This is a genomic window from Ureaplasma canigenitalium ATCC 51252 (assembly GCF_000712165.1).
Classification (GTDB): domain Bacteria; phylum Bacillota_I; class Bacilli_A; order Mycoplasmatales; family Mycoplasmoidaceae; genus Ureaplasma; species Ureaplasma canigenitalium.
Genome location: NZ_KL544010.1, coordinates 225,116 through 238,880, shown reverse-complemented (window position 1 = coordinate 238,880; position 13,765 = coordinate 225,116). Strand labels below are relative to the sequence as shown.

The window sequence follows — 13,765 nt, the reverse complement described above, 5'->3', positions numbered from 1 at the left end:
TTTCTTATATTTATTTGTTTTATAAGAGTTTAGAATTATTTTTTCTCTTCCATATCAAGGATACTTTTATACTTACCATATCCCTCTTCATCTAATTTGTCATATGGAACGAAACGAAGTGATGCAGAATTAATGCAGTATCTCATTCCACCAAACTCCCTCGGTCCATCATTAAAAACATGACCAAGGTGGGAATCGGCATCTTTACTTTTTACTTCAATCCTAGACATTCCGTGCGATAAATCCTCTTTCTCAATAATCATAGATTGATCAATCGGTTTACTAAAAGCTGGTCATCCGCAACCAGAGTTGTATTTATCGGTTGATAGAAATAATGGTGTTCCATCAACTATGTCAACATAAATTCCTTTTTCAAAGTGTCGATCATATTCGTTGACATAAGGACGTTCGGTATACCCTTCTTGAGTAACCTTGTACTGTAGTTCACTTAAGTGTGATAAATCTTTTTTATTTTTCATAATAAAAAATTATACATAAATGACTAAATAAATTTTTATTTCAATTAAGAGTTTTTTATTAGTTACTAAAGAAAAACTTAGTGTGTAACTATATGGATGACTATTAGTTCATTGTAAATTTGGTTAATTGGTAATCATTCGATTTCTTTTTAACAATATTAATAATAGACAGATAGATTATTTAATAAAGTATCGTCGTCCTAAACAACGGCTTATTTTTTGTTACCTTTTTTAAATTTCCATTAAAACATTCAACAGAATTTTTGGTGTACCTTACGGTTTATAGTCCTAGTGAAAAATAGCATAAAGCTGTGTTTTTTTAATGTGTCTGCAATTTTCTCGGACATTAAGATTTGTACTATTTTTTTTAACTCATTTTTGTTTAATGTTTGGAGTTTTTAATTCAAAGACACCACAGACTGTACGAACTCTCTTTGGTGGATAATCAATTGTAATAGTTAATTTTATAGGTTATATTAACATTCTTTTAAAACCCATATTAGTGTTAAATTAACCATCAATTATCACTTGTACGGTAATGCTAATATCTCTTCTTAAAGATGCTATTTAGATTATCTAAATTCTTAAAATCATAATTTCTCTAAAAAATTATTGATTGTTTCATTATATTCGATACATTGTTTTTACAAGTTTTTATTCTTTAATAAGACTAACAACAAAAATAGTTTTTTATTTGCACAGTTGGTGTACAGTCCAGTTCAAATCCTTATTGATATTGTTCGAATTCTTCTTTAGCCTTGTTCTTTTCTTTGTTGATTTGATCAAGCAGATGTTCTTGATAAACAATCTCTTCTTCGGTTTTCTTAATTGCACTGTTTAAAGAATCGAGGTTATTTTTAGTTTCATCTTTATTTGCTTGGTCGTTATTTTTATTCTTTGTTAGTTGATCAATTGCTTGATGTTTATTTTCTAGATTACTTTGTTCTTGGCTTATACTATCAGTAACCTTTTTATCCTTAGCGGTAGCATTTTCAACTTCACCCAAGTCTTTTAAATAATCATTAGTTAATTCTTCTAGTTTTTTCTCCATACTACGAAGTTTAGATTCCTCTTTGTCGAAGTTTTTCTTTTTACTAGACAAAGTTGAAGATGAATTTTGATGTTCATTAGTTAGTTGTTCTAGTTTTTTCTCACTAGATGCAATGTTTTCGGTTTTTTCTGTTCTTAGATGTTCCTTGTCTTTTAAGACCTTTTCTTTCTCCTTAACATTAACAAGAGCAGAAGAAAGATCTTGTTCTATTTTAATCTTGTCAGAAGTAAGGTTGTGAAGTTTCGTTTCTTCACCTGTTTTTTCCTGTTCTTTGCTATTAATAGCACCTTTTTTATTTGTTTCTTCAGCTTCTTTTTTCATTAAGTTGCTCTTGATAGTTGACAAACTATTTTCTTCTTCGCTTTTCTTTTTATTTAGTTTAGTTTTTTCGGTGTTAAGGTCTGCTATAGCATCCTCTAGGGTTTTTACTTCCTTGTCTTTCTCTTTCTTTTCTTGTTCAAGCTTAGTTAGTTTTTGTTGGATTTTCCCTTTTTCAGTATTAAGGTTAGTTAGATCAGCATTCGCTTGCTTTTCTAATTCTTGCTTTTGATTGAGTAAACTAGTGGTTGATTGACTTTGTTTTACTTCCTCAGTGTGTTGATTATTAAGAGATGCGACTTCTTGTTTTAATTTTTGGTCAGCACTTTTTTCCTTATTGATTGCATCCTGTTTAGTTTTGATGACATTATTTAAGTTAGCGATTGCTTGTTCAAGATTCTTTTGTTCGTTTAGAGCGGTTTGATGTTGGGTTTCAGCTTGTTTTTTTGCTTCAGTTTTAATTCTTACTTGTTCATCAATAGATGAATCTTTATTTTTCTCATTTAAGTAGTCAGACTTCGCTTTTTCAGCTAATCTTTTCTTTTCTTCAGCTTCTTTTTTAGACGGATCTAAAACATTTGTTCGGTAATCGTTAATAGTTTGTTCTTGTTGAGCTTTTTCTTTTTCATCTTCTTTTATTTTAGCTTGTAGGGTATCGTATTCACTCTGACTCTTCTTTGCTTTTTCTTCGACTGCAGCTATTTTCTTTTGTGTATTATCAATATCTTGTGCTATGTAACGTTTTGAATCTTGATCTTTTGTACTATTAAAAGCTCGTTGTTTTTCAGCTAGTTCTTGTCTTAGTCTAGTAAGTTCTGCCTCTTGGTTTGAATGCTCCTGCTCTGCAATTGATGATTGAAACTTTTCGTCGTTAATTTTTTTGATTTAAAGTATTTAGTTTTTCGTTTAGTTGTTCTAAACTTTTGTTAACCTGAGTAGTATCTCTTTCTTTTTCGTCACTGATTTGCTTAGCTTCATTCATTTTTCGCTCAAGATCAGTTGTTAAAGTTTCGTGTTGTCTTTTCTGATTTAGTGCATGATCAAGACCTGAAGTTGCATCACTTAATGACTTTTTCGCTTTCATTTCAGCATCACGTTTTTTAGGAAGTTCAACCGTTTCTTTAGTTGATTTTTCTTGTTCAACTATTTTTAAATCTTCTTCCAATTTTTTTAATTTTTGTTCAAGTTTTTTCTCTTCAGCAACCTTCGCATCATATGCCATCTTAAGTCGATTTACTTCATTCTCATGACGACTTTTTTCAGTATTTAGGCCCTCAATTTCCTTAGTAAGGGCATCACGTGTTTGTGTTTTTTCAGTAATTAATTTATTTTGATTAGAAAGTAAAGTATTAGTAGCTGAAACTTCATTTTGCTTATTAGTTTGTTCCTTTTGCTTATTAGTTAACAAAGTTGTTTTGCTTGTAATACTATCAGCATTGTTCTTAATATCTTGTTTAGTCTTATTAAGTTTATTAGTTAAATCTTTTTTATGGTCATTAATGGTTTTTAATTCACTTTTGATTGTTTTAAGTTCGTCGTTCAACTTTTTCAATTCTTTATTTTGAGAATCAATATGTGAGTTAGCTTCTAAAATTTTCTTTGTAGCTTCATCTTTCATCGCATTTAGTTTACTAACTTGAGTGTCAGCATTACTTTTTTCGGTTAATGCATCATTATAGTCATTAATCACATTCTTAAGCAATTGCTTTTGTTGCAAAATCAAATGGTTAGTATCTACGATATCAGAATCAAGTTTAGTAATTTTTAAGTTTAGTGATTGAATTTCTTTTTTAGCAGCATTAACCTTCTTAGCAACTTCATCTTTTTCAGTTTGTTTTAAGTTTAGTATCTCTTTTTCTTCTTTAACTTTTTCATTTAAAGATGCTAAGTGTTGTGAGTTTGTTTCTTTTTCCTTAGTTAGTTTGTGAATAGCTTCGTTGATAGCATCATATTCTTGTTTTAAAACACCTAGTCTTTTTTCTTTGTCATCAAGTTGACCTTGAAGCTCATCTAATTTATTCTTAACAAGAGTATGATTCTTCTTTTTTTGTGCTAATTCTGTTTTTAATTCATCCAGTCTACTTTGTGCTTGTTTAACTTCTAATTCTTTCTCAATCACTACATTTTGCAATTGGGTTTTGAAATTATTATTATGGTTAAAGTGATCATAAACTAGGATAGAAGATCACGATACTGCAAGAGTGGCTATAGATGCTGATAAAATGCCAATTGCTATTTTTGCTGCTTTTTTACTCATTGAACGACTCCTTAATAAGTATTTTGAATATATATGTATATATATGACTTTTATTGAGTTTATTACTTTTAATATAAACATAAAGGAGATACACAAAAGGGTTTAATTTCTACTACAAATTGACCTTTTTTAATGTTATTTTAGGGAAGAGATTGCTTAATTCATTAAAAAAAATATGGAATTTTATACTTTTTTTAGTTTTGAAGGAACTGTAATATAAATCCGATAAATAAGATTTTATTCATATTGCAGAAATTATTGAAGTGTGAAAATTGGTGAAGCTTTAAAAGCTAGATTGAAAAAGGCAGAAGAAAAGGTTCTTGTTTGCGAAGTGAATGATGAACTCCAAAAAAATTATTTCCTTTAATGAAGAAAAATCTTGCCAACAAGAGAGAAGAAATGAAGTTAGATACGAGCAATCGATTCATTATTTACAAGAAAGAGAGAATTGAGTCTTGATGATTATCCATTAGAAATATAGACTTAATTGAGAAAAGGAGAAATGTCCACTAAATTGGGTAATCCTGACAATTTACATTAGATAAAAAGTTATGCTTTTACTAAAAAGAATTAAATCGTTCTTTACCACCATATTAAGACATTTAAATAAAAGTAAAAGTAGGGATTTTGTATAATCTTTAATAAAGGAAATCAAATGTCGAGAAAAATAATTGATTTATTTAGTGGATGTGGTGGATTAACCTATGGTTTTTTTCATAATGGTTTTGAAATAGTATCTACTGTTGAACATTGACAGCCAGCACTTGATACATACAATTTAAACTTTAAGAAAAATGAACATACTAAAGATATTACTGATCCTTCAGTTATCCTTGATATTGAAAAGCAATTTAAAAACAAGGTTGATTTAATCATCGGTGGATTCCCATGCCAAGGTTACTCTATGGCAGGTAAACGAAATCCGGATGATCATCGTAATCAACTTTACAAATATACTATTGATACAATCGATAAAGTCAAACCAAAACTATTTGTTTTGGAAAATGTCAAAGGAATTTTATCATTTAAGGAAAATGATGGGGAACTAGTTATTGAAAAAATAATCGGAAATTTATCTATGAAGGGATATTATTCCAGATTTATCTTGCTAGATGCATCTAATTTTGGTGTACCGCAAAAAAGAGAAAGAGTTATTTTTGTTGGTTCAAGTTTTAATAATAAAAACAAAGTTGATAGAATCATTGAACGGTTATCAAAAACTCGTCTACAAGTTAAAACAGTTTATGATGCAATCAATGATCTTGAACAGATTCCTGAGTCAATTGACTTTAATCACATTTTTACAAATCATACTGCATCAATGATTGAAAAAATTAAAAAAACACCAGCAGGAAGAAGTGTAATGACAGGCTATTCTGATGCTTTTCGTCGTCAATACTACGACAAACCATCGACGACGGTTAAGGAAAACCACGGTGGGGTGCATGTTCATCCAACATTAAATCGAGTAATGACTCCACGTGAGCTTGCTCGTCTACAGACTTTTCCTGATAATTTTATTTTTCGATCAACAAAATCAAATATTTTAAAACAAATAGGAAATGCAGTTCCTCCGAGATTGCCTTCATATATCGCACAAGTAATTATCGAGGTCTTTTATAATGATTAATTGAACCGATTTATACTATATAAAGAATTTGATACTTAAAGAATTAAATAATATTTTTAAAGTATACCGCCATCAAGTATCTATTTATGCTGAAGACATAAACCTCTTAAAGTCAAAAAAAGTTGTATTAGGTCATCGACAGCCATTGGTTTTATCCTTGAGGAGTTTATTTATCAAAAACTAAAAAATGTTTTATGTGGAATCGATGATTGACAAGTTCTACGCGATCATTACACAACAACCAAAAGTAGTTACGATTTTCTAATAACTTCTAAAAAATATGACTTACTAATTAATGTTAAAACAGAAAATAAAAAAAGTAAAAATAATGCAATAGCTGCGATTAAACAACTATATAACGACTATCGAGAATATTCTCTAAATGAGAAGGATTTTTATTTTGTAGTGGTTAAAATTAGATATGAAATAGACCGCAAGAATAGTGCTAAAAATATTGATTATCTTGATAAAATCAATATTATTAATTTCGAAATTTTTACCCTTGAAGAAATATCTTTTTATAAAGGTTTTAAACAAGATCATCGCAATTGGGGTGAAGAATATAAATCATCATCAGGAAGACTTATAATTTCTGAAAAGTTCTTTAATGATAATAAGTTAACCGAATTCGATGAAATATCAAATGAAAAAACTCTAAGTTTTATAACCAAGATGTTTTTAAAACAAAAGAAATAAACTAGAAATTAAATTATGTTACATAATTTAAACACATAATACCCCATTCTGTAAAAACACTTGATGTTTTTATTGTCAATATTTTGCGTTCGTTCAAAATTGAATCATAGAACAAATTTGCTTATCAATTCAATAACTTGTCGGTATGTAAACAACGAAATATTGCGTAAATTAGAATCACCCTTCCTTTTATAAAAAGTTGATTTAATAAAGATTTTATATGTATTAAAGGAGCATAAAATGATAATTAAAGAAAATGAAGCTTGAAAATACTTTTATGAAAGCGAAGAAGATATGTGAACAGATATCCCTAATTGTGGTAAATGAATGTATTTTTTTAAATTAAATGATGCAGAGATTGTTGATAAACTTATTTTAAAAGCAATGGAATTAAAAGTATGTACTACTATAAAAAGAACGGTTGATTCTGAGAGTGTTAAAATATTTAATCCTATTAGCAGTAATGATTCTGGAGTAGTATGCTTTTATTTAAGCATTGATGATACATTAAGACATAAAAAGGTAATTCAATTCTTTTTAGATAACAATATGATTAAAACAACCAAAACCGGTAAATTATTTAATATATCTTTTAAATTAGACGACCAAACAGATTCAATGGAGTATTCAAAATATGGTAATTTTCAAGCAAAATTGAAATTAGAAAATATATTAGATTTAGAAACAAGAGAATGAAAAATATAAACAAAATGATAACAGAAGAAATTCAAAAAGAAAATTATTTTAATCCTAACTGAGAAATAGAAAATAAAAATTCAAATCAATGAGTAAAGATTTATTATCAAACAATTGAAAAATTAATTGAAAATGGGGCAATCGTAAATAATTATAATAAACTAATCATTAAAGAATATGTCACCAATTCAAGAAATGAAATCGGGGAATGAAAATATTGTCGTCATCACATTGATGAAATAAAAATTAGCGGAGCAATTTATTCACAAGATAGTGAAATGGTAGATTATTACAAAACAGATAAAGCAATTTTAATTACTTACGCGCAACATTTATTATTACATTATATTATTATTAATGCTAATACAACTTCACCTAATAACGGAATGTTAAAAGGAATTGCTAATCATTTTATAACATTTGAAAATTCTTTTAATTATTGAAATGAAGTTGTTAAAGAAATGTGTAATGTTTATAATGTTCCATATGAAGATAATTGAAAAGATAAATTATCTTTTGGATAAAAATACAAGGGTATAAAATATAAAAATATTTTATATATTTCCTAAAATTAAAAACCAAGTGCAACACTTTAAATTTATATAAAATTTATGAGCGAGACTTGGTTTTTCATTTTGGTGACACCCTCTTTTAAAATTAAGAGTGTGTCTTTTCTTACCTAATTTGAGAACTATGTAAAAGGTGTTTTTTTTATATTCAAGACTATATAAAATATTAAACTAATTTTGTACCAAATGGTTTTGTCTCAAATCCTTATAAAGACATCGTTTTTATAATTACCTTTCCATCATTCATCTTATACTAATGACTCAATGAACTCTTCAAATTTAGCTTTAAACTTCTTTAAGAGTTTATCTTCCCGATTAAAAAATGGCATTCCAATAACTTTTCAACCTGTATGTTGGTGATTGAAATTAATTTCATTATTTAATTTATCTAGCAATGTCTCTTTTCATTGATCATTGCTAATAAGTTGCGAACCTTTAGGTTCAATAAAGAATTGCAAATTATTCTTTTCTGTTTTAATGTATAGTAGAAAATCTGGTTCAAAACGATCTCCAGTTTCCAAATCATAAATCGCAAGATCACTAAATCGTTCATTTCTTACTAAATAAAATTCGAAGTTTTTACTTTCTAGTTTTTTAGCATAATTATCACTAAACCACTTTACAAATTGCTTTTCTTCCGAAGTTCCATAATTATCATTAAAAACATACCAAGATTTTTCATTAAGGTTCATTCTTAAGTTTTCATTCGCTTCACTTTGGGAATGTCCACGACCATCGGTATCTGCTGTTGGTTTAACATAAATACTTTTATCATCAATGACATTTTTAAGTGGTTTTGGATATCAAACATCAGAGCCGACATATTCATCTTTTAAATTGTAAAGATACTTTTCAATTACCTTAAAAGCTTCAATTAATCCTTTAAAGAGTATTTTACCAGTGAGCTCTGTTTTTTCGTTTTGTGAGCAAAATTTAATTTTAAAATTATCCCCTAAATATTCATTTGATGTTAAGAATTCCTTTAGAGACTTTAAATTAGCAAACTTTCTTTTTAAATAATTAAACTTAAGCATCTCAAAATAAAGAGAGGCACCTTCTACGATATGATAATCAATTTGGTTTAAACTTAGTTCATCTACTAGTTCATTTTCAGCAACTGGTTTACTCTTTTCATCGTCATTGTTAAACAGTGATTCTTCATTAACAAGTAAAGTGTCAATATTAAAATCAATACTTCTTGAAAAATGATTTTGATCTGTTTCACTCGGTGTCTTGTTTTTCTTTGGAACACGTTTATTGGTTCAAACAAAGGCTTGATTGAAAAAATTTGACTGTCTAAATTCATCCTTTAATTTAATTTCCAAAATTTTTCCTTCATCTTTATCTATTAAACCAGTTGCAATTAGTGAATTTTTTAACTCTCTTATGTATTTTGAATCGTTTTTACAGTGATAGTAAAGGGTTTCCAGGATTCGATATTTATTTGTTACATCAAAGTCGAATTTACGTTTATATTGACGTTCTTCATCTCCTTGGTAAATAAAAGGACAATATCGTGCACCACGACCAATTAATTGTGCTTCCCGAATCGTGTATGTGTTTAAATTCGCTCTTGTGTTCTCTTGTCGTTCGTCGTGTAGACGAACAATATCAAAAAGGTTTAACACATCTCATCCTTCATTTAATTGGTCAACAACGAAGATTGCTCTTAAAACATTATCCCTATCTTCAAGTGAGTTAAGTAGGATTTGGTCTTTTTCCTTAATCGCATTTTCAGAAGAAGAGTCGATGCTAATTAAAGTTTCTTCTCTAAAACTTTCTTTAAGAAGGTTAACTAGTGTTTGATAACTACCGTTACCTTTTTCCTTAAAATAATCAAGAATTGATTTGATTGTTGGGATTTCAATGCTTTCAAGGACTTCTATTTCTTTAGGGTCAAGCATTTTCATTCTTGTTTTAAATTCTTCAAAATTTTCCTTATTGTCTTTAATCGTTTTTGATTTAAGTAAAACAACTGGTTTAATTTCAAGACCTAGTTCATTAAAAAGCATTCGACGGTATTCGCTCATCACAAGTGCAATTAGTGCTCGCTCAAAATATTTACTATTTGAACTTATGTTTTCAAAATTCTTTGTTCAAGATTCATCACGGAAAGAACTTAAAGGGTAATCAAAAACGATCTTATCTTTGTATTTTTGATGAATCTCACGGTCATTTAAACCAGCGGTCGCACTAAATTCAAGAAGGACAGAAAGTGGATTTTTATTGTAGAGACTAATTACCGTATTTTCTCAAGACAAATCACTTGTAGTAGTATTCTTCTTTTTATTTTTAACTTTAGTTGAAGCATTTAAATGATGTGATTCATCACTAATAAAGACCACTTTTTGATTACTGAAGTCATACTCACTCATCGCATCTTCCCTTGGGTTTGCAATGTCCATATGCAGTTTCTGGATAGTTGTAAAACAAATGTTGATCGAGTCGTGATCAACACTTGATGTTTGAAAATTATTGACAACATTAATGTTAATCAATTTATCATTATTTTTTAATGGAGTTGCAAAAAGGTACTTAGAACTAGCTGGATTTGAGAAGTTTTGTTTAGTCTTTTCAAGGATGTTCGTTTGTGAGACAAAGAAAATAAAGTGACGGTAACCTTGTTGGTAAAGAAATAAAATAAGGGCGGCCATAATGACTGTTTTACCGCTACCGGTGGCCATCTGAAAAAGACTATGGATTTTACCATTATGATATTTTTTACCTTTGTGACCGTGATAATATAGTCGAAAAGCCCTGATTGCTTTTTGTTGATAATCACGTAAAGTAATTTTAGGATTTAATCCTTTAAGGATGAAATCATCAATATGGTGTCTTCCTATATCTTCAATTAATTCCTTAAATTTTTCTGCTAAGTTATTACTCATGTTTTTCTCCATAAAAAGAATCTGTGAATGCCTTTTCAGATTCCTTAATTTCGTTTGATTCATCATCCATTTCGCTATAGTTTACATATAGTTTATTTTTGTTGATGATGGAAATTAATCGCTGTTTTTGATCATCAAGTCCATATTGATCAAAATTATCAAGAATTTTTTCAATTTCGTTTTTATTAAGATAGGGAATGATGTCATACGATGAAAGGATTTGTTCTTTTACCTGACTGATGTTACTTTATGTTGCTTTAGCAATTAAATCAATTCATTTTTGGCTTTTTTTAGCAAGTTCACAATAAACAAAAGATCCACCACCATTTCAGTTAACCATTTTAGAAATTCCACCTTGTTCGCCTTCGATAACTTTTTTTAATCGTTCCACAGTGACACTTTCGATATAGTCCATTTGTTCGATACCAATATATTGTCGATTCATTTTATGAGCAACCGCTGCTGTTGTTCCTGAACCTAGGTGGAAGTCGAGAACTAAGTCGTTTGGTTGAGTTGTAGAATTTAAAATTCTTTCAATTAAAGCTTCAGGTTTTTGTCCACTACCACTAAATAGTTCTATTCGTTCTGTTTTATTTTTTGCATCTAAAGCAATTATATCTTCCCATACATCGTCGACAACATATCCACAATTTTTATAAATAACATCCCCGTTTTTAGGTTCTCCAAATTGTGATATATATTTTCTTAAATATGCTGTAAATCTTGAATCTGTAATAGGATGATTTCCGTATATTATTTCACCATCGTTATTTAAATATTGTTTCCATCTTTTGTAGTCTGGTGTATCTTCGTAATTACCTACATTCGTTTGATTAAAAAATGTTATATTTTTTTTCTTATACCACAGTATATTATCGTGTTTCTTAGGAAAAAACATTTTAACTTGCCCTATGTAGGTTCTATATCTCCATATGATTTCGTTAACAAAATTTTCTCTACCGAATATAGAATCCATTAATACTTTACAATAATGTACTTCATTATGATCTAAATTAACAAAAATAACACCATCATCCCTTAATAATTTTTTGGCCAATTCAAGACGATTTTTCATAAATGTAAGTCAGGTTGAATGGTTGAATTTATCATTGTAATTAAATGAATCATTACCAGTGTTATAAGGTGGGTCAATGCAAATACACTTCACCTTGCCACGGAACCGACTAAGAATTGAAGATAGAGCGATTAGATTATTCCCTTTAATAATAAGGTTATCTTTTTCATTAAAAGTGATGTTTTCATCCACCTTTTCTTTTGAATAACGTTTCATATTAACAAAGACTTTTGGTTGAAGGAGGTGGTTAATATAGTCAAGTGCTAAAGTTTCGTTTAACATCACTTCAGTGCTTTTTTGATCATCCTTATCCTGACTACCAACTAGGAGACAATCTTTGTACGGAAAAGAAAGAACTACATCACTTTTTTCGCTTAAAAAGTCACCCTTGTTATCGACCAAACCAATTTTATTTTTAAAGGATGTAAAACTATCAGGCATAAAATCTTTTAGATTAATGAAGTCAATAAATTTTTGATCATTAAAAATTCAAAAATCATCGACTTTGCTAAAGAATGTTCGCTTCATTAATTCATTATGGAAAAGTAATTTGAAAAAATCTGAATCGTGGTTATTTACAGCAACAAAAATATTTCCAAGAAGTAATTTATTTTGTTCAGTCGAATAGTATTTTTCGTCACCCTTAAGTAAGTTAAGTAGTGTTTCCTTTAAATCCATAGAATTCATCCTTTAAATAAAATTAAATACTGTTTTAATGTTATTCTGATAAACATTATCGTATTTTTTAGTTGATTATTTTTTCTCCATAAAAAGAAATTGTAAAATCTTTTTCAGATTCCTTAATTTCGTTTGATTCATCATCTATTTCACTGTAGTTTACATAAAGTTTATTTTTATTGATGATAGAAATTAATCGCTGTTTTTGGTCATCAAGCCCATATTGATCAAAATTATGAAGAATTTCTTTAACTTCGTTTTTAGTAAGATAGGGAATGATGTCATGCGATGAAAGGATTTGTTCTTTTACCTGCCCGATGTTATTTTTAGTAGCTTTAGCAATTAAATCAATTCATTTTTGGCTTTTTTTAGCAAGTTCACAATAAACAAATGAACCACCACCATTTCAGTCAACTATTTTAGAAATTCCACCTTGTTCGCCTTCGATAACTTTTTTTAGCCGTTCGACAGTGACACTTTCGATGTAGTCCATTTGCTCAATACCAATATATTGACGATTCATTTTATGAGCAACCGCTGCTGTTGTACCTGAACCAAGATGAAAGTCTAGTACAATGTCACCTACATTAGTACATAAATTTAATAGTTTAGATATTAGTTCCTCCGATTTAGGGTATTGAAATTTACCTTGACCAATTAAAGTTGATAAATGTTTCGTTCCAAGTGAATTTTTTTCATTATCAAGGCAAGACGATTGGGCAATGCTTTTATCAAGAATTGTTGTTTCATGTTTGTAGCGTTTATCGTATAGTTTGCCATTTTTTAGTACTAATCTTCAATTATCAATTTCAAATTTATCCTTGCTTCATAATCAACGACCGTCTTTTCCAGATACTTTAGCAGGCAAAATTTCTTGGTTGTATTCTTTTGACTTTGTTAAAGATAATTTACCTTCGTTATTAGCATAAATAGGATAGTACAAATTAGGTCTTGCTTCGCGGGTACCATTAGCCCCTGAATTTTGAAATGGTGTTAAATAATATTCACCTAAATTGTCATGATATGGAAACTCTTTTTGGCCAGTAATAATTCTATTTAGATGAACTTGTCTTTTGTGTATTGCATATATCAAAATATAGTCATGCAATTTTTGAATTTCTCAAGGACTTAAAACCCTCTCATGTATAGTAGTTTTTCTAACTAAACAACCAATAAAATTATCTCTTCCAAACACACCATCCATTAACACCTTCAAATATGCTTGTTCATTGTCGTCGCACTGTACAAAAATGACCCCGTCATCTCTTAGTAATTCCTTAGCTAATTCAAGACGATTTTTCATAAATGTAAGTCAGGTTGAATGGTTAAATCTATCATTGTAGTTAAAACTGTCATTACCTGTGTTGTAAGGTGGATCAATGTAAATGCACTTGACCTTACCTCGGTACCGACTAAGAATTGTAGATA

The 13,765-nt window shown here is 29.0% G+C and carries 10 protein-coding genes; 4 read left to right on the top strand and 6 right to left on the bottom strand.

Annotated elements, in window-relative coordinates; translation table 4 throughout:
* Window positions 1-35 precede the first annotated feature (35 nt).
* From msrB to T416_RS03600, 3 genes are all read right to left on the bottom strand, one after another.
* Complete coding sequence (gene msrB, locus T416_RS0102970; protein WP_031489326.1) at window positions 36-479, bottom strand: peptide-methionine (R)-S-oxide reductase MsrB; 444 nt, start codon at window positions 477-479, stop codon at window positions 36-38.
* A gap of 727 nt (window positions 480-1,206) precedes the next feature.
* Complete coding sequence (locus T416_RS0102965; protein WP_211246925.1) at window positions 1,207-1,875, bottom strand: hypothetical protein; 669 nt, start codon at window positions 1,873-1,875, stop codon at window positions 1,207-1,209.
* Between the two features lie 844 nt (window positions 1,876-2,719).
* Window positions 2,720-4,105, bottom strand: coding sequence for a coiled-coil domain-containing protein (locus T416_RS03600; RefSeq protein ID WP_038079780.1), 1,386 nt, complete (start codon window positions 4,103-4,105; stop codon window positions 2,720-2,722).
* A 655-nt stretch (window positions 4,106-4,760) separates the two neighbouring features.
* On the opposite strand from T416_RS03600, the gene T416_RS0102950 reads away from it, so the two are divergent.
* From T416_RS0102950 to T416_RS0102935, 4 genes are all read left to right on the top strand, one after another.
* Window positions 4,761-5,735 carry a DNA cytosine methyltransferase gene (locus tag T416_RS0102950; protein WP_031489324.1) on the top strand — a complete coding sequence of 325 codons (975 nt, stop codon included), beginning with the start codon at window positions 4,761-4,763 and terminating at the stop codon, window positions 5,733-5,735.
* 63 nt (window positions 5,736-5,798) lie between these two features.
* Entirely contained in the window at window positions 5,799-6,431 is a 633-nt protein-coding gene (locus T416_RS04110) for a UpaP162 family type II restriction enzyme (protein ID WP_408645120.1), read from the top strand.
* Window positions 6,432-6,671: 240 nt separating this feature from the next.
* A complete protein-coding gene (locus T416_RS0102940) occupies window positions 6,672-7,136 on the top strand; it encodes a hypothetical protein (RefSeq protein WP_031489322.1) in 465 nt (154 codons plus the stop codon).
* On the top strand, window positions 7,124-7,651 hold the full coding sequence (locus tag T416_RS0102935) for a hypothetical protein (RefSeq protein WP_051675993.1): 528 nt from the start codon (window positions 7,124-7,126) through the stop codon (window positions 7,649-7,651). Before T416_RS0102940 ends, T416_RS0102935 begins: the two co-directional genes overlap by 13 nt.
* Before the next feature lie 293 nt (window positions 7,652-7,944).
* Here the strand turns inward: T416_RS0102935 and T416_RS0102930 are convergent, their stop codons facing one another.
* The 3 genes from T416_RS0102930 to T416_RS03950 form a co-directional block, all read right to left on the bottom strand.
* Complete coding sequence (locus T416_RS0102930; protein ID WP_031489320.1) at window positions 7,945-10,584, bottom strand: DEAD/DEAH box helicase family protein; 2,640 nt, start codon at window positions 10,582-10,584, stop codon at window positions 7,945-7,947.
* Window positions 10,585-10,831: 247 nt separating this feature from the next.
* Window positions 10,832-12,337, bottom strand: a complete 1,506-nt coding sequence (locus T416_RS03595) for a DNA methyltransferase (protein ID WP_211246924.1) — start codon at window positions 12,335-12,337, stop codon at window positions 10,832-10,834.
* 67 nt (window positions 12,338-12,404) lie between these two features.
* Window positions 12,405-13,765, bottom strand: a 1,361-nt coding sequence (locus T416_RS03950; protein ID WP_038079775.1) for a site-specific DNA-methyltransferase, incomplete at its 5' end; no start/stop codon positions are given.